Origin of the sequence: Modestobacter sp. VKM Ac-2982 (assembly GCF_026967935.1) — a bacterium.
GTDB lineage: Bacteria > Actinomycetota > Actinomycetes > Mycobacteriales > Geodermatophilaceae > Modestobacter.
The window spans coordinates 505,873-525,437 of the sequence record NZ_JAPVBL010000001.1 but is presented as its reverse complement, the minus strand read 5'-3'; the positions used below and the strand labels follow the sequence as shown (position 1 = coordinate 525,437).

At 72.8% G+C, this 19,565-nt stretch carries 18 protein-coding genes; 8 read left to right on the top strand and 10 right to left on the bottom strand.

Annotation, left to right across the window (positions count from 1 at the left end):
• Nucleotides 1-6: 6 nt before the first annotated feature.
• Both O2W20_RS02585 and O2W20_RS02580 read right to left on the bottom strand, forming a co-directional pair.
• Nucleotides 7-801, bottom strand: a complete 795-nt coding sequence (locus O2W20_RS02585) for a CPBP family intramembrane glutamic endopeptidase (protein WP_269170191.1) — start codon at nt 799-801, stop codon at nt 7-9.
• Entirely contained in the window at nt 798-1,724 is a 927-nt protein-coding gene (locus O2W20_RS02580) for an NAD(P)H-binding protein (protein ID WP_269170190.1), read from the bottom strand. The genes O2W20_RS02585 and O2W20_RS02580 overlap by 4 nt, the downstream gene beginning before the upstream one ends.
• 91 nt (nt 1,725-1,815) lie before the next feature.
• On the opposite strand from O2W20_RS02580, the gene O2W20_RS02575 reads away from it, so the two are divergent.
• Together O2W20_RS02575 and O2W20_RS02570 are read left to right on the top strand one after the other, a co-directional pair.
• Nucleotides 1,816-2,214, top strand: a complete 399-nt coding sequence (locus tag O2W20_RS02575) for a DUF2237 family protein (protein WP_269170189.1) — start codon at nt 1,816-1,818, stop codon at nt 2,212-2,214.
• Nucleotides 2,215-2,241: 27 nt separating this feature from the next.
• Nucleotides 2,242-2,694: a nuclear transport factor 2 family protein gene (locus tag O2W20_RS02570; RefSeq protein ID WP_269170188.1), complete on the top strand. Its 453-nt coding sequence runs from the start codon at nt 2,242-2,244 to the stop codon at nt 2,692-2,694.
• A 70-nt stretch (nt 2,695-2,764) separates the two neighbouring features.
• Here the strand turns inward: O2W20_RS02570 and O2W20_RS02565 are convergent, their stop codons facing one another.
• The gene (locus O2W20_RS02565; RefSeq protein WP_269170187.1) at nt 2,765-3,553 is read right to left on the bottom strand and encodes an alpha/beta fold hydrolase; all 789 of its coding nucleotides are present in this window, start codon (nt 3,551-3,553) and stop codon (nt 2,765-2,767) included.
• 145 nt (nt 3,554-3,698) lie between these two features.
• Here O2W20_RS02565 and O2W20_RS02560 point away from each other — a divergent pair, with 145 nt between their 5' ends.
• Nucleotides 3,699-4,124 carry a hypothetical protein gene (locus O2W20_RS02560; RefSeq protein ID WP_269170186.1) on the top strand — a complete coding sequence of 142 codons (426 nt, stop codon included), beginning with the start codon at nt 3,699-3,701 and terminating at the stop codon, nt 4,122-4,124.
• Nucleotides 4,121-5,383: a glutathionylspermidine synthase family protein gene (locus O2W20_RS02555; protein WP_269170185.1), complete on the top strand. Its 1,263-nt coding sequence runs from the start codon at nt 4,121-4,123 to the stop codon at nt 5,381-5,383. The genes O2W20_RS02560 and O2W20_RS02555 overlap by 4 nt, the downstream gene beginning before the upstream one ends.
• Nucleotides 5,384-5,970: 587 nt before the next feature.
• On the opposite strand, the gene O2W20_RS02550 is transcribed toward O2W20_RS02555, so the two are convergent.
• Complete coding sequence (locus O2W20_RS02550; protein ID WP_269170184.1) at nt 5,971-6,252, bottom strand: hypothetical protein; 282 nt, start codon at nt 6,250-6,252, stop codon at nt 5,971-5,973.
• 463 nt (nt 6,253-6,715) lie between these two features.
• Here O2W20_RS02550 and O2W20_RS02545 point away from each other — a divergent pair, with 463 nt between their 5' ends.
• On the top strand, nt 6,716-7,660 hold the full coding sequence (locus tag O2W20_RS02545; RefSeq protein WP_269170183.1) for a hypothetical protein: 945 nt from the start codon (nt 6,716-6,718) through the stop codon (nt 7,658-7,660).
• Nucleotides 7,661-8,020: 360 nt separating this feature from the next.
• On the opposite strand, the gene O2W20_RS02540 is transcribed toward O2W20_RS02545, so the two are convergent.
• From O2W20_RS02540 to nhaA, 3 genes are read right to left on the bottom strand one after another with little or no spacing between them, the layout of a single operon-like run.
• Nucleotides 8,021-8,620, bottom strand: a complete 600-nt coding sequence (locus O2W20_RS02540) for a hypothetical protein (RefSeq protein WP_269170182.1) — start codon at nt 8,618-8,620, stop codon at nt 8,021-8,023.
• 24 nt (nt 8,621-8,644) lie between these two features.
• Nucleotides 8,645-9,004, bottom strand: a complete 360-nt coding sequence (locus tag O2W20_RS02535; RefSeq protein ID WP_269170181.1) for a DUF2332 family protein — start codon at nt 9,002-9,004, stop codon at nt 8,645-8,647.
• Entirely contained in the window at nt 9,001-11,655 is a 2,655-nt protein-coding gene (nhaA, locus tag O2W20_RS02530) for a Na+/H+ antiporter NhaA (RefSeq protein WP_269170180.1), read from the bottom strand. The genes O2W20_RS02535 and nhaA overlap by 4 nt, the downstream gene beginning before the upstream one ends.
• Before the next feature lie 114 nt (nt 11,656-11,769).
• On the opposite strand from nhaA, the gene O2W20_RS02525 reads away from it, so the two are divergent.
• Nucleotides 11,770-12,534 (top strand): SDR family NAD(P)-dependent oxidoreductase, encoded by a 765-nt coding sequence (locus O2W20_RS02525; RefSeq protein ID WP_269170179.1) that lies wholly within the window; start codon nt 11,770-11,772, stop codon nt 12,532-12,534.
• A gap of 170 nt (nt 12,535-12,704) precedes the next feature.
• Here the strand turns inward: O2W20_RS02525 and O2W20_RS02520 are convergent, their stop codons facing one another.
• Entirely contained in the window at nt 12,705-16,079 is a 3,375-nt protein-coding gene (locus O2W20_RS02520; RefSeq protein ID WP_269170178.1) for a pyruvate carboxylase, read from the bottom strand.
• Nucleotides 16,080-16,213: 134 nt separating this feature from the next.
• On the opposite strand from O2W20_RS02520, the gene O2W20_RS02515 reads away from it, so the two are divergent.
• Complete coding sequence (locus tag O2W20_RS02515; protein ID WP_269170177.1) at nt 16,214-17,134, top strand: SDR family NAD(P)-dependent oxidoreductase; 921 nt, start codon at nt 16,214-16,216, stop codon at nt 17,132-17,134.
• A gap of 11 nt (nt 17,135-17,145) precedes the next feature.
• Here O2W20_RS02515 and O2W20_RS02510 read toward each other — a convergent pair whose 3' ends face one another.
• Together O2W20_RS02510 and O2W20_RS02505 are read right to left on the bottom strand one after the other, a co-directional pair.
• Complete coding sequence (locus O2W20_RS02510) at nt 17,146-17,817, bottom strand: response regulator (RefSeq protein ID WP_269170176.1); 672 nt, start codon at nt 17,815-17,817, stop codon at nt 17,146-17,148.
• Nucleotides 17,814-19,043 (bottom strand): sensor histidine kinase, encoded by a 1,230-nt coding sequence (locus tag O2W20_RS02505; protein WP_269170175.1) that lies wholly within the window; start codon nt 19,041-19,043, stop codon nt 17,814-17,816. Before O2W20_RS02505 ends, O2W20_RS02510 begins: the two co-directional genes overlap by 4 nt.
• A 142-nt stretch (nt 19,044-19,185) precedes the next feature.
• Here O2W20_RS02505 and O2W20_RS02500 point away from each other — a divergent pair, with 142 nt between their 5' ends.
• Nucleotides 19,186-19,458, top strand: coding sequence for a DUF4190 domain-containing protein (locus O2W20_RS02500; protein ID WP_269170174.1), 273 nt, complete (start codon nt 19,186-19,188; stop codon nt 19,456-19,458).
• Nucleotides 19,459-19,565 lie beyond the last annotated feature (107 nt).

The following is a 19,565-nucleotide window of genomic DNA, read 5'->3' as shown; positions in this document are numbered from 1 at the left end:
GCGGGGTCAGAGCTCCTGAGCCGGGTGCGGGTCGTCCACCGAGGGCTCGTCGGCGAACAGCGGCGGCAGGAACCGCAGCATCAGCACCGACCAGGTGGCGTGGGTGAGCACCGGCGCCTGGATGCCGCCGGTGACCCGCCGCTGCAGCGCGAACATCAGGCCCATCGGCACCGAGGCGATCACCAGCGCCGGGTTGCGGGTCGCGACGGTGGCCAGCGTGTAGACGGCGGAGGACTTGAGCACCGGGTGGTGGACGCCGGCCGCCGCGTACAGAGCCCCGCGGAAGAAGACCTCCTCGGCGATGCCGTTGGCCAGCGTCGTGGTGAGCACCAGCGGTGCGGAGCCCTGCTGGGCGTAGCGCAGCACCCGGGAGATCGCCGCGTCCAGCGGCGGGATGCGCTTGGCGACCAGCGCCGCGCCGTAGAAGGACGCGAAGGCCGCCGCCCCGGCCACGACCGGGGTGAGCAGCGGACGCCGCAACGTGGCCTTCGGGGTCTGCACCCAGCCCAGGTGCAGCGGCCCGGAGGCGAGGCCGCCGGCCACCCAGGTGCCCGCCACGCCGAGGGTCAGCGCGTAGAACGACGTCGAGCCCGGCTTCTGCGACAGCGACACCCCGAGCAGCCCGGCGCCGGCCAGCGAGACCCCGGCGGTCACCCGCCGGCGACGGCGGAAGGCCTCGTCGGACTCGCGGTGGTCGCGCGGCACCTTGTCCACCAGCCAGGACGGCGCCCGGCGCAGCAACCGGGTCAGCCGGGCGTCGGACAGCACCGCCTGCCCCGGCCGCCGCTCGGTGCGGGTCATCCGGCCAGTCCCGCCGTCTTCGACCCCCGGGCGTCCCGGCGCGCCCGGGCGCGTTCGCCCAGCGCGGTCAGCACCGCCTCGTCGTAGGGCATCGGCTCGAACGGGACGACCCGGCGGATGGAGTCGTCCTTCACCACCACCTCGTTGGTCATCGAGTCGATCAGCGACCGGCCGGTCTGCACGTCGACGTCGGTGACCAGCGACAGCCAGTAGGAGGAGAGCTTCGGGCTCAGCAGCGGCACCGGGACGATCAGCAGCCGGCGCCCCTGGATCTCCGCGACCCGGGTGAGCATCTCCAGGTACTCCAGCACCTCGGGGCCGCCCACGTCGAACGCCCGGCCCTCGGCCTCCGGGGCCTCCAGCACCCCGACCAGGTACCGGACGACGTCCGCGATCGCGATCGGCTGGGTCCGGGTGTGCACCCAGCGCGGGGTGACCATCGCCGGCAGGTGGGCGACGAGCTGCCGGGTCATCTCCCAGGAGACCCCACCGTGGCCGACCACGATCCCGGCCCGCAGCGCGGTGACCGGCACGCCGGTCTCGCCCAGCAGCCGCTCGACCTGGCGACGGCTGCGCAGGTGGGCGGAGAGGTCGTCGGAGTCGTTGCCGAGCCCGCCCAGGTACACGATCCGGCGGATCCCGGCATCGGCTGCGGCCCGGGCGAAGGAGCGGGCGGCCTTGGCGTCCTTCTCCTGGAAGTCCGCCGAGTCCAGCGAGTGGACCAGGTAGTAGGCGGCCTCGCAGTCGGCGAGCGCGGCGCGCAGCGACGCCTCGTCACCGACGTCCCCCTGCACCGCCGTGCCGGCCCCGGAGTAGCTGTCCGGGTGCCGGGTCATCGCCCGGACCTCGTGCCCGGCCTCCTCCAGAGCAGGCGCCAGCCTGCTGCCGACGAACCCCGACGCCCCAGTGACCAGTACTCGCACCACCCCAGCCTCCCGGTCAGGCCGGTCGGGCGCGACTCAGGGGCACACCACCCACCCAGCAGGCGGGCTCCGGCGGCGCGATGATCACCCCATGACCGACCCCGGCGAGGACCGCAACGTGCTCGGTGGCCCGCTGGAGCCGTGCAGCACCGACCCGATGACCGGCTTCACCCGGGACGGGTCGTGCCGCACCGGCCCGGCCGACCTGGGCAGCCACACGGTGTGCGCGGTGGTCTCCGCCGAGTTCCTCCAGATGCAGCGCGAGCTGGGCAACGACCTGGTCACCCCGCGCCCGGAGCACTCCTTCCCCGGCCTGCGACCCGGCGACCGCTGGTGCGTGGTCGCCGTCCGCTGGTTCCAGGCCCTCCAGGCCGGTGCGCCGGCCGGCGTGGTGCTGGCCGCCACCAACGCCCGGGCCCTGGAGGTCGTGCCGCTGGACGCGCTCCGGTCCCAGGCCGTCGACGTCCCGGACGACCTCTCCTCGCTCTGACCTGCAGTGCTGGTCCAGGATGGGCCGGTGACCGACCGCCCGCCGCTGCCCCCGTTCACCGCCGAGACCGCCGCCGCGAAGGTGCAGGCGGCCGAGGACGCCTGGAACAGCCGTGACCCCGAGCGGGTCTCCCTGGCCTACACCGAGGACTCGGTGTGGCGGAACCGGGACACCTTCCTCACCGGCCGCGCCGAGATCGTCGCCTTCCTCACCGCCAAGTGGGCGCGCGAGCAGGACTACGTGCTGCGCAAGTCGCTGTGGGCGTTCTCCGACGACCGGATCGCCGTCCGGTTCCAGTACGAGTGGCACGACGCCGCCGGGCAGTGGTGGCGCAGCTACGGCAACGAGAACTGGGAGTTCGACGCGCACGGGCTGATGCGGCGGCGGGAGGCCAGCATCAACGACGTCCCGATCACCGAGGCCGAGCGGCGGCTGACCGGTCCGCGCACCCCGGACGAGCCGGAGATCCCGCTGCACTGAGCCGCCGAGTGGCGACCTGTGCGCGCCTCGCCCCCCCGGGAGGCGTACAGGACTCGTCACTCGGCGTTGGTCAGCCCCGGGCCGTGGCGGCGAGGACCAGGTCGACGGTCTCGGCCGGCACGTCCCACATCGGGAAGTGGCCGGAGCCGTCGAACCAGTGCAGCTCGGCGTCAGGGAAGGCCTCGACGGCCCGCGCCGCCTGGCGGGCGAGGGTCACCCGGTCCCGCCGTCCCCAGCCGATGGTCAGCCGGCCGGGCAGCGACCCGGCCGGGGCGCCCTGCTGGCGGGGCCCGCGGGCGAGGTCGGTGAGGACGGCGTCGAAGGAGGGCGACAGCGCGTACCCGGTCAACTCGCGGGTGACCACGTCTGGGTCCAGCGCCCACGGACGGGCGGAGAACTGGGCCAGCAGCGCCGTCCGCCCGGCCGGGTTGCCCAGCACGGCAGGGAGCGCCGGCCGCACCCGGCGCACCAGCGCGATCGAGGCGCGCAGGCTCGCGAGGAAGACCGCAGCCTCCCGGTCGGTCCAGAACCCGCCCGGGTCGAGGGCGACGGCATCCCCGCCCAGCCCCCGCCGGGACAGCTCCAGCACCATCCGGGCCCCGAGCGAGCTGCCGACCAGCGGGGCGTCGGCCAGCCCCTCGGCCCGGAGCCAGTCGGCCACGGCGTCGGTGAGCGAGCCGAAGGTGGGGTCCGCCAGTGGTGGGGTGTCGCCGGCGAAGCCGGGCAGGTCCACCGCCACCACCTCGCGCGCCGCGGCCAGGCCGGGGAGCACCGGGTCCCAGGAGCGCCAGGACCCACCGAGCCCGTGCACGAGGACGAGGGGGTCGCCGGAGCCGGTCCGGTGCGTTGCGAGGTCCATCGCCGTCCCCTACCCCGGCGGTGCTGCGGCACCCCACAGCCGGTCCCGAGGATGATGCGAGGGGTCGGGTGCACCGGAGGGCGCCGGGTCCGACAGCATGTGCGGTCCGGGGACACGGTGGACGCCCAGGTGAGGAGCGCGGACGGTGAGCACGTCGAGGAGCAACCGGGTGCGGGCGGCGATCGGCACGGTCAGCCTGACCGGTGCGGCGATGGGCTTCCTGTCCGCCTGCGGCACCGGAGGCGAGGAGCAGGAGGCCGAGCGGGTCTACTGCGTCGACGACCAGGACCAGGTCGTCGACGAGGAGCAGTGTGAGGAGGCCGAGCGCAACGGCGGCTTCATCGGCGGGGTGCCCTACTTCTTCCTGCTGGGTGGCTTCGGCGGCAACCGGTACGCGGTCGGGCAGACCATCCCGCAGCAGTACACCGGTGCCGCGACCCGGGTGAACCCCGCCGACACCACCGCGCGGACCCGGGCCGGGCTGCCCGGCAGCGGCCGGGTGACCTCCGGCACCCGGATCTCCGGCGGGATCGGCTCGGGCCGGGTCGGGAGCGGGAGCGTCGGCTCATGAGACGGCTCTACGGCACGGCCCGGCGCGGCTGGGAGGCCGAGATCGAGAGCCAGGGGCTGGTCTACAACAAGACGACCGTCCCGGGCGGTGAGACCCGCTCGTACTGGCGCGAGGACGTGTTCTACGACTTCACCGCCGCCCAGATCGACCACCTGGCCGACGTGACCGACCAGCTCTTCGCCGCCTGCGTGGAGGCCGGTGATGTGGCGCTGGCCGACGAGCGGCTGCTGGACCGGATGCGGATCCCGCGCGACGCCCGCGAGGTCATCAAGGCCACCTGGGAGGCCGAGCCGCCCAGCGTCTACGGCCGCTTCGACCTGTGGTGGGACGGCGAGGGCGCCGTCCGGCTGCTGGAGTTCAACGCCGACACCCCGACCTCGCTGGTCGAGGCCGCGGTCGTGCAGTGGGCCTGGCACCTGGAGACCGGCCAGGGCCGCGACCAGTGGAACCAGCTGGACGACCGACTGGTGGACGCCTGGCGGCGCAACCTGTCCCGCTGGGAGGCCGAGCACGGCCGCCGTCCCCGGGTGCACCTGGCCTGGACCGACGGCGACCGCAGCGGTGAGGACTGGATGACGGTGGCCTACCTGGCCGACACCGTCCAGCGGGCCGGCTACGAAACGGTGGTGCTCACCACCGAGGAGCTCGCCCTGGACACCGGGGACGCCCGGTTCTACGACCCCAAGGGCAACCGGATCGACGTCCTCTTCAAGCTCTACCCCTGGGAGTGGCTGCTCGAGGACGCGTACGGCCCCTCGGTCATCGCCGACCTGTGGACCCCCGACGGCACGACCTGGATCGAGCCGATCTGGAAGATGCTGTGGTCGAACAAGGGGCTGCTGCCGGTGCTGTGGCAGCGCTACGCCGACGACCCGGTGATCGGCAAGCACCTGCTCCGGGCGTACTTCGCCGACGATCCCCGGGCGGCCGAGCTGGAGCAGACCGGCTACGCCCGCAAGCCGCTGTTCGGCCGGGAGGGCAACAACGTCGAGCTGTTCGCCCCCGGGGGCGAGCCCCTGGCCTCACTCGGTGGGAAGTACGGCGCGGAGGGCTGGGTCGTGCAGCAACTGTGCGCACTCCCGGACTTCGCCGGCCCCGACGGCCCGCACCACCCGGTGCTCGGCACCTGGGTGGTCGACGGCGAGGCCGCAGGCCTGGGCATCCGCGAGTCCGACGGGCTGATCACCGACGACCTGTCGTTCTTCGTGCCGCACACCATCGACCACCGCCGCCCGCCGAACACCACCTGGTCGGCCTGAGTCCGACCGCCGTCACGGTGCGGGTGGGCACGCCTTCAAGGGCAAGACATCAGGCAGACGCACCGCAGCAAGTAGCCAGATCTAGTGCACAGATTGCTACGGTCGCCCCGATTCGAACCGCGAGGCAGCGACCTTGCTACGACTGCGTGAAAACCGGCAAACCATTTGGAAGTGTCTGAAGTCGTGGCCGCGTACGCCACCGCCCCGACGAAGTAGCCGTAGGCATTCACTCTCGGGGACTGTTTCAGCCCGCCGAGTCCCCGCAGCACCAGTCCTAGGGCTCCAAGAAGCACCACAAGGACTATTCCGACGACGAGCCCGGTTCCCGGACGTGTACTGACCCGGGCGACCACCCGGGGGCCACGATCGATACGGCACCAAGAAATTGGCCAAGTGTTGTGCCACCGCGACAGGGCGGCGTGCTGCACCGGGTCCATCTAAACCTTTACCGCACGGTAGTCGGCCCAGCGAACTTAACGGCGCGACGCGAGGCAGGCACCGCCACAGGTGCATGCCCCCGGGCCTCCATGGCAAGAAGGAAAGCTAGAGCTACTACACAGGTTTCTGAAAGGACTAGAAGTTCAGCTTCAGCCGCCTAACACCAAGATCACGCCGGACGGCAACTCGCAAGTCGTCCACAGCGTCGCCGGGAACGGAGGCGCCTCTAGCCGCTCCTCCAGCTGCTGACCTTCGAACGCATGCTCCATCCTCCTGTAGTCCGCCTGCAGGCCGACATAGACGTCGACCATGAGCGCGGCCACTCTTGTTGGCGCGGAGAGGTTGACCTTCAGCACAGCCAGCCGAGCTGCATTCAGTGCGTCCAGGGCTTCCTGCAGAGGCGGTGTTGGCGTCTCCGCGTCAGACGGCACAGGCCCCTGATCCTCCTACAACCAGCATGCATCCACCAAGGCCCGATGAAGAGAGTCAAGCGCGGCCATCGCCTCCACGTAGGGATCACGCCTCGTCGCGTCGTGTCGATGCCTTAGATCGAGCAGCTTGGTGCCCAGGGTGACCCGGCCAGTGAGTACAGCACCACCGAAGGCGCTCGCGTCAGGAGAACCCACAGGGGCGTGTCGACGTTCACGGGAGCAATCCTGCCGCCTGCGTGCATGCGCGGCTCCTGCGACAGTGTGCGTAGCGGCAAGTAGGCACGGCCGGTCCGCAGGTGGCGGCCCCACCGACGGCAGTGCGCTGCCTGGATTCGCCGAACGATTCCTGCGAGAGCACGCTTTCAGCGCAGCCCGTTGGCTCAGCGCCAACTACGGCGAGACTTCAAGCCGCCCCAGGCGGCTGCAGGACGGACAAGCCAACTACCCGAGGAGATCCTGCGCCATGGCTAGTCGCAAGCGAAAGGCGCGCCTGCGAGAGCGCCAGGGCTCCCTCGATCGTGCGGCCCGCCTTGCTGCGACTCGGACGCGGAGTGAAGAAGACATCTTGAAAGCCCTCGCGGTCGCCGACGCTAAGAGTTCCCGGATCTACCGCCCCAGTTACTTAGTGTTCTACGCACTGATCATCCTCGGCGCTCTCTTCAGCGTCACCGTCGCGACTTTGGCAATCCATGACCACTGGTCGGCCGGACTGACCGGAGTTGCGCTGGCCCAGCGTATCGTCGAGAGTCTTTTGGTATCAGCTTGGCTCCTAGTTCCATTTCTGCTACTTGCCTTGCTTGCATTCTTCAGCGCGCACAAAGGTGCGATGCGGCGATCCGCCCCCCATGATGCACTGCTTTGGCTCGGCATTGCCGTGGGAGATCTTGATATGGGTTGCACGACTGGAGCCACGCTCGACCGCAGGGCAAGGATGAACCGACGTTTTGAAGCCTTAGCGAGAGTGTTTGAACGCATACCACATCACCTAGATCCAGGTGATCCAGTCGCAACACAGAATTTTGAGCACTGGGCGAAAGGCATCGCCACCCGGTTACGACGGTTCAAGACTCTGAGCCCGCTACACTACCCGTTAATACTGAAGGAGTTGACCCGGGACTTCGCGCATGTCCTGGCAAACGATTGGCACTTGGTGCGCACCGTTACGCCGGCACCGATGCCAGCCGGTCCGTCCTGGCGGACACGAATCCTGGTGGGAGCCGTCGCCGTCGCGTGCTTCATCGGCGCCACGATCCTCGCCGCGCTCGATATCGGCTCCTACACGTTGCCCGTAATCACGGCCTTGACCGCTTTCGGAGTCCTCGCCTTGGCACGCGCTGGGCTCACTCCAAGCCTCATGTCGGATGTTAGAGAAGCGGTTGAAGTCTTTCGGTCCATTCGCAATCCCTAGCCACGACGACCTCTCCAGCCCGGAAAGTGGCACTCGACACGCGTACTCGACATAGGCGGCACCAATCAAGCGACCGGGTGCAGCCAACGCCGACGCGTGGTGTCGTGGCGTCTAGCTCGACGAGGTCTCAACTACACGAACCGCCGGACGATCCCGTCGTTGTAGTCGCTCACACGGTCAAGCTATGTCAGAGGCTGGCCCTGCGTCGGCGGCTCCAACCGACCGATTCGCGGCTGCCTACTCGTCGAAGCTTGACTCCGCCAGGTCCAGGCGCTCCTCCCTGGCGCAGCTCGCCGACCACCAGCCGCGCGGGGTGCATCTGCTACGCGCCCACGATCTACACGACCAGCTCCGTCGTGCTCATGCGTCTCCTTCGGCCGGCTCAACATTCCAACGACGCAAGACCCAGCCGCCGCGCATCTCCTGCCAGAGAGCCGCCCAGCGCACCGCGAGGTCGCTCAGCTCGTCGGCCAGTCGCTCAACGTCAGTCACGGCGAACATCTGCTCTTGCAGGAGCGAGCCGGTGCGAGAAGGCATGCAAAATAACGGCGTCTCAGAGTCCCAGTTGCCCCAGGGCCGCGAGATCAGGTCGTCTTCCAGCACACCGTTACGGCGGAACCATCCATGCACCACAAAGTTCCGAAGCCCACTCAACCTTCGCCCCTGGGCCACCAGTGCGTAGAAGCCTTTGTGCTGGCCGGCCGCGTACTCGCGGTTGTACGGGTCTGTTTCGGACAAGAGCCGCGACGCCGACCGCAACAGCCACTCGGTCGACTGCCTCTCCCACAAGACCCCGGCCCACAGGTGGCCGACGAAGTCCGCCAGCATCTCTGGCAGCAGGTCTTCGAGTTGGGCACTGCTTGCCGCTACGTGACCGATTGCCAACAGCAGCCGATCGGAGTACGCCGGATCAGCAAGGGGCGGTCGATGCAGCTCAGAGACGGAGTTTTCTTCAGCCACGCCGCCGGCGCGGTACGGCCGACGTCAGCGCGGCGTGACCCCGACCGACTCGGCGTCGAAGTTGCGCCGTCCCCGGCCCGGCGAATGCAGCGTGACCGTCCTCAGCGCGTCGACCACGGCGCGCTGACGGCCGGGGTCGAGCACCGCCCACACGGCTCGCACGTCTCCGGCGTTGACCAGCGGCCCGTACTGGAGCGCACCCAGCAGCAGGTTGGCCTGCCGCTTGGGCCGCGGCAGGGTGCCGAGGAAGGCCAGCACCTCGGCGTCCTCGGCGACCGCGGCGGCGAGCGCGGCGTACCGCGGCGAGAGCGGCGCGGCCTCCACCTGCGCGAACCAGCGGTAGTGGTCGGCCAGGTCGGTGAGCTCCTCGTCGAGCGACCTCATGTGGTCGTCAGGTCGCGCGAGGCGCCGGCTGAGCGGGCCAGCTCCTCACGGGTCGGCTCGACCAGCACCCGGCCGTCGGGGGTGAGCACGACCGGGGAGCCGGCGTCCTCGGCGCCGATCTCGGCGAGCAGCCGGGCGGCGGCGGCGTCCTCGGCCGGGTCCAGCCAGGTGTGCGGCACACCGTCCTCGGCCAGCTGGGCCTGCAGTGCGGCGCTGGCCGGCCACCGCCGGTCGCCGACCACCCGCAGCCCGCTCGCCTGTCCGATGAGCATCGCCCGGCGCAGCAGGAACGACCGGGTGATGACGTCGGCCAGCCCGCGGTCCCGGGTGAAGACGGCGCGCAGCTGCTCCAGGCTGAGCACCAGCACCTCGCCGTCCTCGGCGGCCACCAGCGAGCGCACCGGCCGCTGCCCGGCCAGCATGTTCAGCCCGCCCAGGAAACGGCCCGGCCCGTGGACGGCCACGACCCGCTTGCCGCCGTCCGGACCGCCGTCCAGCGGCCCCTCGACGACCGCCACGGTGCCGCCGATGACGGCGAAGAAGTCGAACTCCGCCTGCCCCGAGCGCAGCAGCACCTGCCCGCGGACGGTGCGCTGCCGGCGCCCCACCCGCCGCAGCACGGCGATGTGCTCCTCGGACAGTCGCGGGGAGGAGCCGTCGTCCGGGGTCTCGGCGAGGCGTTCGCCGGGCAGCACGCTGATCGCCGGCAGCTCGGCGGCCGGGGAGAAGGCGACCGACGACCGTGCCGGCGCGACCAGCTCGGCCGCCGGCAGCAGGCTGCCGTGGCCCGGACCACGCGGGTCGGAGGCGACCAGGGCGGCGGCGAGCGACTCGGTGGTGGTCGGGCCGTCGTGCCCGACGCCGTTGACGAAGAACGTCGGGGTGCCCCGCGCGCCGCTGGCCTCGGCGCCGACGACGTCGCTGCGAACCCGGGCCGCGTGGGTGCCGCTGCCCAGCTCCGCGGCGAACCGGCCGAGGTCCAGCCCGAGCGCGGCGGCGTGGTCGAGCAGCTGGTCGGCCTCCAGCTGGTCCTGGTGGGCGAACAGCCGGTCGTGCATCGTCCAGAAGGCGCCCTGCGCGCCGGCGGCCTCGGTGGCCTCGGCGGCGAGCTCGGCGTGCGGGTGGACGTCGGGCAGCGGGAGGTGCCGGAAGACGTACCGCAGGTCGTCGCCGAACCGGTGCCGCAGCTCCTCGACCACCCCGGTCGCCCGGCCGCAGAAGGGGCACTCGACATCGCCGTACTCGACCAGGGTCAGCGGTGCGTCGACCCGGCCGCGGAGGTGGTCGACCGCCGGGTCGACCGGCGGGTCCAGCTGCCGCGGGCCGGGGCGGGCCACCTGGGGCGAGCGCCGTCCCAGCGCCCAGAACCAGACCGCGCCCAGCGCGGCGGCGACGACGCCCGCGGCGAGGACGCCGACCATCGCCTCCTCACGCAGCGTCGGGTCGTCGAAGGCCAGGTCGGCGACGAACAGCGAGACGGTGAAGCCCAGGCCGGACAGCGCCGCCCCGCCCCACACGGCGGCCAGCGTCACCCCGGGCGGCAGCGAGCCCATGCCGAAGCGGACGGCGAGGGTCGAGGCCAGCCCGATGCCGACGAACTTGCCGACGACCAGGCCCACGAAGACGCCGACGGTGATCGGGGAGGTGAGCGCCCGGTCCAGCAGCTCGGTGTCGAACTGCACGCCCGCGTTGGCCAGCGCGAACACCGGGACGACGACGTACCCGCTCCACGGCACCAGCAGCGCGCCGATCCGCTCGTTCGGCGAGATGGCGCGCTCCACCGACAGCTTCGCCCGGCGGGCCAGCGCGACGTCGGGGGCCTGCCGGAAGGCGCGGGCCAGCGTGCCGGCGGACTCGACCTCGTCCCGGCGGGGTGTGTAGGCGCTGACCAGCAGGCCCAGCACGACGCCGCCGATCGTGGCGTGGACCCCGGAGGCGTGCATCGCCAGCCACATGACCACGCCGACGGCGAAGTAGGCCGGCCCGCGCCACACCTGCAGCCGGGTGAGCAGCCCGAAGGCGACCACGCACAGCACCGCGACGCCGAGGGCGATGAGGTCGATGTCGTCGGAGTAGAAGACCGCGATCACGGTGAGCGCGCCGATGTCGTCGACGACGGAGAGCGACAGCAGGAAGACCCGCAGCTGGGTGGGGCAGCGGGAGCCGACCAGCGCCAGCGCGCCGAGGACGAAGGCGGTGTCGGTGGCCATCGGGATGCCCCAGCCGTGCGCACCGGGACCACCGGCGTTGATCGCGAGGTAGAGACCCGCGGGCACCACCAGCCCGGCGATCGCGCCGAGGGCCGGGACGGAGAGCCGGCTGCGCTCGGTCAGCTCCCCCATCGACAGCTCGCGGCGCACCTCCATGCCGATGAGGAAGAAGAAGAACACCATCAGGCCGTCGTTGACCCAGTGCCGCAGGTCCATGGCGACGCCGGTCGAGCCGAACTCGAAGGAGAGCTCGGTGTGCCAGAAGGCCTCGTAGCTGTCGCCCCACGGCGAGTTCGCCCAGATGAGCGCCAGGGCGGTCGCCACGACGAGCAGGCCGGCGCTGGCCGCCTCGGTCTGCAGCATGCGCCGGGCCTGCGCCGACAGCTGGGCGATGAGGTGACCGGACCCCGACCGCGCGGTGGTCCGTACTGGTGCGCTCACCCGGTCTTCCTACCCTGCGGATGTGACGGGGCGGGATCCGGCGGACGTCGCGCCGTGGCCCCGACGCTGCCCGCCGGACGACCGTCCGGTCGACGAGGGACCGAGAGGACGACGATGACGGACAGCAGTGCCCTCGCGGGCCAGGTCGCGCTGGTCACCGGGGCGGCGCGTGGCCTCGGCCGGGCGATCGCCCTGGAGCTGGCGGCCGCCGGGGCCGACATCGGCCTGGGCCTCCGCGACGCCACCTCCGACGGCGGGCTCACCGGGGAGATCACCGCGCTCGGACGCCGGGTGGTCGCCGTCCCGATGGACGTGACCGACCTGGACCGGAGCCGGGCGGCGATCGACCGGGTGGTCGACGAGCTCGGGTCGGTCGACGTCCTGGTCAACAACGCCGGCGGCGGGGTGATGGCCTCGGCGCTGGAGCTGACCGAGGCGGACTTCGACGCCGTCTGGTCCCGCAACACCCGCTCGACGTTCTTCCTGGCCCAGCACGCCGCCCGGCACATGGCCCGGGCCGGTGGCGGGGCGATCGTCAACGTCGCCTCCCAGGCCGGGCTGGTCGCGCTGCCCGGCGAGTCCGCCTACTGCACCGCGAAGGCCGCGGTCATCCACCTGACCCGCTGCCTGGCCGTGGAGTGGGGTGAGCTGGGCATCCGGGTCAACGCGGTGGCACCGACCTTCATCGAGACGCCGGGCACCGAGCCGGCGCTGTCGGACCCGGCGTTCCGCGCCGACGTCGTCGACCGGATCGCCGCGCTGCACCGGATCGGCCGGCCGGAGGAGGTCGCCACCGCCGTGGCCTTCCTGGCCTCCCCGGCCGCCAGCCTGGTCACCGGCCACACCCTGACCGTGGACGGCGGCTGGACCGCCCGCTGACCCCGCACCCCCCGCTCGCCCGCCGCCGCCGCCGCCGCCGCCGCCGCCACGACGATCATGGAGCTGCGGTGGCGACACCCCCGCCGTGCTCGGCGTGCCGCCACCGCCACCCCATGATCGTCGGCGAGCGCTGGGTGGGGAGCGGATAGGGAGGCGGCTGGGGCCGTCGCTCAGCTCAGGACGACGAGCAGGTCACCGCCCTCGACCTGCTGGACGGCGCTGATCGCCACCCGGGAGACCGTGCCGGCCCGGGGGGCGGTGATCGCGGCCTCCATCTTCATCGCCTCGATGGTGGCCAGCTGCGCCCCGGCCTCGACCGTGTCGCCCTCGGCGACCGACAGGCTGACCACCCCGGCGAACGGCGCGGCCACCTGCCCCGGGTCGCTGCGGTCGGCCTTCTCGGTGGGCTGGACGTCGGAGGTGACGGACCGGTCCCGCACCGACACCGGCCGGAGCTGGCCGTTGAGCGTGCACATCACCGTGCGCATCCCCCGCTCGTCGGCGTCCGAGATCGCCTCGATCGCGATCAGCAGCCGCACCCCGGGCTCCAGGTCGACCGAGTGCTCCACGCCCTGCCGCAGCCCGTAGAGGAACTCCTTGCTGGGCAGCACCGACGTGTCCCCGTAGGCCTCCCGGTGGGCCTGGAACTCCGTGGTGGGGCCGGGGAACAGCAGCCGGTTCAGCGTCGACCGCGGCTCCTTCGCCAGACCGGTCAGGTCCTCCTCCGACAGCTCCGCCGGCGGCTCGGCCGGGCGCCGCCCCTCCAGCGCGCGTGACCGGAACGGCTCCGGCCAGCCGCCGGGCGGGTCGCCCAGCTCACCGCGGAGGAACCCGACCACCGAGTCGGGCAGGTCGTGCTTCCCGGGGTCGGCGGCGAAGTCCTCGACCGCCACCCCGGCACCGACCAGCTGCAGCGCCAGGTCGCCGACCACCTTCGACGACGGCGTGACCTTGACCAGCCGGCCGAGCAGCCGGTCGGCCGCGGCGTACATCGCCTCGACCTCCTCGAACCGCTGCCCCAGCCCGAGGGCGATCGCCTGCTGGCGCAGGTTGGACAGCTGCCCGCCGGGGATCTCGTGGGTGTAGACCCGCCCGGTCGGGGCCGGCAGCCCGGACTCGAAGGGCGCGTAGACCCGGCGGACCGACTCCCAGTACGGCTCCAGGTCGTTGACGCGCGTCAGGTCCAGGCCGGTGGCCCGCTCGGTGTGGTCGGTGGCGGCGACGATGCTGCTCAGCGCCGGCTGGGACGTCGTCCCGGCCAGGGCCGCGCTGGCGCCGTCCACGGCGTCGACCCCGGCCTGCCAGGCCGCCATCAGCGTGGCCAGCTGCCCGCCGGGGGTGTCGTGGGTGTGCAGGTGCACCGGCAGGTCGAACCGCTCGCGCAGCGCGGTGACCAGGGTGGCCGCCGCCGGCGGACGGAGCAGCCCGGCCATGTCCTTGATCGCCAGCACGTGCGCCCCGGCCTCGACGATCTGCTCGGCCAGGCGCAGGTAGTAGTCCAGGTCGTAGAGCTGCTCGGCCGGGTCGGAGAGGTCGGCAGTGTAGCAGAGGGCGACCTCGGCGACCGCCGTCCCGGTCTCCCGGACGGCGTCGATCGCCGGGCGCATCTGCCCGACGTCGTTGAGCGCGTCGAACACCCGGAAGACGTCGATCCCGGTGCGCGCGGCCTCGGCGACGAACGCCGTCGTCACCTGCTCCGGGTAGGGGGTGTAGCCGACGGTGTTGCGGCCGCGCAGCAGCATCTGCAGGCAGATGTTGGGCACCGCCTCGCGCAGCGCGGCCAGCCGCTCCCACGGGTCCTCGTGCAGGAACCGCAACGCGACGTCGTAGGTCGCCCCGCCCCAGGCCTCGATCGACAGCAGCTGCGGGGTCGCCCGCGCCACGTGCCCGGCCACGGCCAGCAGGTCCTTGGTGCGCACCCGGGTGGCCAGCAGCGACTGGTGCGCGTCCCGGAAGGTGGTGTCGGTGACCGCGAGCGCCTTCTGCGCACGCAGGTCGGCGGCGAACCGCTCCGGCCCCAGTTCGCGCAGCCGGTCCCGGGAACCGTCCAGCGGGTGCAGCGCCAGGTCCAGCCGCGGGAGCTTCTCCACCGGGTCGACCAGGTGCGGGCGCTCACCGTGCGGGGCGTTGACCGTGACGTCGGCCAGGTAGGTGAGCATCTTGGTGCCGCGGTCGGCCGAGGATCGGGCGGTGAGCAGCTCGGGGCGTTCCTCGATGAACGACGTCGTCACCCGGCCGGCCTGGAAGTCCGGGTCGTCCAGCACCGCCTGCAGGAACGGGATGTTCGTCGAGACCCCGCGGATCCGGAACTCGGCCACCGCCCGGCGGGCCCGGGCGACCGCGATGTCCCAGGTGCGGCCGCGGCAGGTGAGCTTGACCAGCATCGAGTCGAAGTGCGCGCCCACCTCGGCGCCCAAGGTGGCGGCGCCGTCCAGCCGCACCCCGGCGCCGCCGGGCGAGCGGTAGGCGGTGATCCGGCCGGTGTCCGGGCGGAAGCCGTTGGCCGGGTCCTCGGTGGTGATCCGGGTCTGCAGCGCCGCCCCGCGGAGCACGATCGACTCCTGGGTCAGCCCCAGGTCGGCCAGCGTCTCCCCCGCCGCGATCCGCAGCTGGCTGCCCACCAGGTCGACGTCGGTGACCTCCTCGGTCACCGTGTGCTCCACCTGGATCCGCGGGTTCATCTCGATGAAGACGTGCCGGCCCTCGCGGTCCACCAGGAACTCCACCGTGCCCGCGCAGCTGTAGCCGATCTGCCGGGCGAAGGCGACGGCGTCGGCGCAGATCCGCTCGCGCAGGGCCGGGTCCAGGTTCGGCGCCGGGGCGATCTCGATGACCTTCTGGTGCCGACGCTGCACCGAGCAGTCGCGCTCGTAGAGGTGGATGACGTCCCCCTGCCCGTCGGCCAGGATCTGCACCTCGATGTGCCGGGGGTCGATCACCGCCTGCTCGAGGAAGACCGTCGCGTCCCCGAAGGCCGACTCCGCCTCCCGCATCGCCGCCTCGATCGCGCTGCGCAGCTGGTCGCGCTGCTCGACCCGGCGCATGCCGCGCCCGCCACCCCCGGCCACCGCCTTGACGAAGACCGGGCCCTCGATCGCGTCCGCCGCGGCCAGCAGGGTGTCGACGTCGTCGCTGGGGTCGGTGCCCTGCAGCACCGGCAGGCCGGCCTCGCGGGCCGCGGCGATCGCCCGGGACTTGTCCCCGGTGAGCTCGAGCACCGCCGCCGACGGGCCGACGAAGGTGATCCCGGCGCGCGCGCAGGCCTCGGCCAGGTCGGGGTTCTCCGACAGGAACCCGTAGCCGGGGTACACCGCGTCGGCACCGGCGCGCTGGGCGGCCCGGACGATCTCGGCGACGTCCAGGTAGGCCCGCACCGGGTGGCCCGGCTCGCCGATCTCGTAGCTCTCGTCGGCCTTGAGCCGGTGGACGGAGTTGCGGTCCTCGTGCGGGAAGACGGCGACCGTCCCGGCACCCAGCTCGTAGGCGGCGCGGAAGGCGCGGACGGCGATCTCGCCGCGGTTGGCGACCAGGACCTTCTCGAACACGGGTGCCCCTCTCTGTCGGGGAGCGCCGGCACGCAACGCCCTCGGAGGGCCGACGCTAGCGGCGCACCCGACTGCCCGGTGTTCCCGTTGTGCACAACGTGCGTGCCGGCCGCTGCACCGGGTACTCCCCGTCCGTGACCGCCCAGACCACGGCTGACGACGTCTCCTCCGCCCGCGCACCGAAGGAGGTCGTGCTCGTCACCGGCGCCTCCAGCGGCATCGGCCGGGCCAGCGCGATCGGGTTCGCCCGGCGCGGCGCCTCCCTCGTGCTGGTGTCCCGCAGCGCCACCGCGCTCGCCGACGCCGCCGCCGACTGCCGGGCCGCCGGTGCCGCGGCCGTCGAGTGCGTGCCGGCCGACGTCCTGGACGCCGCGGCCGTGCAGTCCGCCGTCGACCGCGCGACCGGCAGCTTCGGCCGGCTGGACGTCGTCGTCCACTCCGCCACGGTGATGGCATACGGCCGGATCGAGGACATGGACCCCGCCGTCTTCCAGCGGGTCGTCGACACCGCGGTCCAGGGCACCTTCCACGTCTTCCAGGCGGCGCTGCCGGCGCTGCGGGCCCAGCGGCGGGGGCACGTCGTCGTCGTCAGCTCGCTGCTGGCCTCGATCACCGCGCCGACGATGGGCGCCTACGTGGCCGCCAAGTGGGGCCAGCTCGGGCTGATCCGCACCCTGCAGCAGGAGCTGCGCGAGCTGCCCGACGTGCACGTCTCCGCGGTCGCCCCGGGCGGGACGACGACGCCGATCTACGGCCAGGCCGCGACCGTGCTCGGCAACACCGGGCACCCGCCGCCGCCGGTCTACACCCCGGAGCGGGTCGCCCGGGCGGTCCTGGCCCGGGTGGCGCACCCGCGCCGGCTCAAGCAGTCCGGCTTCACCAACCCGGTGATCATCGCCGGGTTCCGGCTCTTCCCGCCGGTGTTCGACGCGCTGGTCGGCCCGCTGCTCAAGGCCTTCGGCATGGCCCGCGACTCGGTGGCCACCACCACCGGCAACGTCTTCGAGCCGGTGCCGGAGAAGGAGTCGACCCGGGGCCGCTTCTGGGGCATCTGACCGACCGTCGGTCAGAGGAGCCCGGCGACGTGGGCGAGGATGGCCACCTGGACCCGGTTGGCCGTGCCCAGCTTGGTGAAGACCCGCGAGACGTGCGACTTCACCGTGGCCTCGCTGAGGAACAGCTCCCGGCCGATCTCGGCGTTGGACAGGCCGCGCCCCACGGCGAGCAGCACCTCGCGCTCCCGCTCGGTGAGGGTCTCGATCCGTCCCCGCGCCTCCTGCCGGCGGGCGTCGGCGCCCGTGTCGGTGTAGCGGGTGATCAGCCTCCGGGTGGCGGTCGGGGACAGCATGGCCTCACCCGCGGCGACCACCCGGACCGCCTGCACCAGCTCCCGCGGCGGGGTGTCCTTGAGCAGGAAGCCGCTGGCGCCGGCCTGCAGCGCACCGAAGACGTGCTCGTCCAGGTCGAAGGTGGTCAGCACCAGCACCCGGGGTGCGTCGGGGCGTGCGGTGAGCGCGGCCGTGGCGGCCAGCCCGTCCATCCGCGGCATCCGCACGTCCATCAGGACGACGTCCGGCCGGAACCGGAGCGCGGCGTCGAGCGCCTCCGCGCCGTCCCCGGCCTCACCGACCACACGCAGGTCCGGGGCGCTGGCGAGCACGGCGCGCAGCCCCGCCCGCACCAGCGCGTCGTCGTCGACCAGCAACAGGCGCACGGACTCGGCTCCCGACCCGCTCACGCGAGCTCCCCGTCCCCGCCGTCGGGCCAGGGCAGGTCGGCGTGCACCAGGAAGCCGTCGGGCTGCGCCCCCGTGCTGAGCCGGCCACCCACCAGCTCCACCCGTTCCCGCAGCCCCAGGAGCCCGAGGCCGGCCCCGGGCACCAGGGGTGCCGCCGCCGTGGTCGGGGCGCTGTTGTGCACCCGTACCTGCAGGCCGCTGCCGGGCTCCCCGGCCAGCAGCACGGTGGCCGTGCCGCCGGCGGCGTGCTTGTGCACGTTCGTGAGCGCCTCCCGCACGACCCGGTGCGCGGTGCGGCCCACGATCGGGGGCGGGGTCTGCCCCTCGGGCAGGTCGAGGTGCAGGTGCACGGCGACGCCCGCCGCCGAACTCGCCCGGACCAGTCGGTCGACGTCGGCGAGGGTGGGCTGCGGCAGCAGCTCGGCGTCGGCCTGGGGTGCGGAGCCGGTGTCGGCCCGCAGCACCCCCAGCACGGTGCGGAGCTCCTCCAGCGCCTGCCGGGCGGTGGTGCGGATCAGGGCGGCGGACTGCTCGACCTCTGCCGGACCAGCCGTCGGGTTCACCTCCAGGCCGCCGGCGTGCAGCGCCACCAGGGACATCCGGTGCGCCAGCACGTCGTGCATCTCCCGGGCGATGCGGGTGCGTTCTGCCTGACGGGTCTGCTCGACCCGCAGGCGCTGCTCGGCCCGGGTCTGGACGACCCGCTCCTGCAGCGACCGCACGAGATCGCGGCGGGCCCCGAGGTAGGCGCCCAGCAGCACCGGGAAGACGACCGCGGCCAGCCCGTAGGCGGCCAGGATCGCTGCCGAGAGGGGGTCGAGCAGGACCACCGGGTCGAGCCCCGCCTCGGTCGCGGCGCTCACCACCAGCGCCGTCACCGCCGCGCACAGCACCAGCACCAGCCACCGGTCGCGGCGCCGGATGGCCACGGTCAGCAGGGCCAGCCACACCGGCAGCCACGAGCCCCCGGCAGCCCCGACGACGCAGCCCAGCAGCGCCACGTGCACCGGGTACCGCCGGCGCCACCACAGGGCGACGGCCAGCACCAGCGTCCCCAGGGCCTGCAGCCACGTCCGGGGAGCGAGGTCGGCCACCGGGCCCTCGCCGACGACGAGGGAGGCCACCCCCAGCACACCGAGCGCCACGAAGGTCAGGTCACGCAGCCGCGCCCAGGGCCATCGTCGGGCACGGGACTCGTCGATCGTCGCCCCAGGACCCGTCTCCACAGGGGTGAGCGTAGAGATCATCCGTCCCCGCGCCGTCCCCCGACGGGCTGACGACCGGGTCGATGACCTGCGACTTTCGTAGCAGCGGACGGAGGACCTCCGGGCGATGCCGGCGACCGCCCGGCCCGGCCAGCCTGGTGCCATGAACGCCACGCAGCGGTCCACCGTCCACCTCGACCCGGAGAGCTGGCCCGTCCGGGCCGTGGGCACCGATGCCATGGCTGTCCTCGGCCTGGTCTTCGCCTTCGTCCTCTTCCCGCTGGGGATCGTCTTCAGCGCCCTGGGCCTGCGCAACACCCGCCGGGACGGTACCCGCGGCCGCGGACTCGCCCTCGCCGGGATGACCGTGTCGCTGCTGCAGCTGGCCGGGGTCGTCGCGCTCGTCCTGTGGGCCGCCTTCGGCGCCGGCTCCTGATGGCCTGGGACGACGCGGAGCCGGCCAGCGTCCTGGCCGCCCGCCAGCTCGCCGAGGAGGCCCGGCAGCGGCGGCACCAGGCCCGCCGCCGCCCACCCCACCGTCGT

Coding starts and splice junctions, on each gene's coding strand:
- O2W20_RS02565 (WP_269170187.1), bottom strand. CDS start 3,553: ATGGACCTCGCAACGCACCGGACCGGCTCCGGCGACCCCCTCGTCCTC.
- O2W20_RS02535 (WP_269170181.1), bottom strand. CDS start 9,004: ATGAGGTCGCTCGACGAGGAGCTCACCGACCTGGCCGACCACTACCGC.
- O2W20_RS02525 (WP_269170179.1), top strand. CDS start 11,770: ATGACGGACAGCAGTGCCCTCGCGGGCCAGGTCGCGCTGGTCACCGGG.
- O2W20_RS02585 (WP_269170191.1), bottom strand. CDS start 801: ATGACCCGCACCGAGCGGCGGCCGGGGCAGGCGGTGCTGTCCGACGCC.
- O2W20_RS02555 (WP_269170185.1), top strand. CDS start 4,121: ATGAGACGGCTCTACGGCACGGCCCGGCGCGGCTGGGAGGCCGAGATC.
- O2W20_RS02575 (WP_269170189.1), top strand. CDS start 1,816: ATGACCGACCCCGGCGAGGACCGCAACGTGCTCGGTGGCCCGCTGGAG.
- O2W20_RS02500 (WP_269170174.1), top strand. CDS start 19,186: ATGAACGCCACGCAGCGGTCCACCGTCCACCTCGACCCGGAGAGCTGG.
- O2W20_RS02545 (WP_269170183.1), top strand. CDS start 6,716: ATGGCTAGTCGCAAGCGAAAGGCGCGCCTGCGAGAGCGCCAGGGCTCC.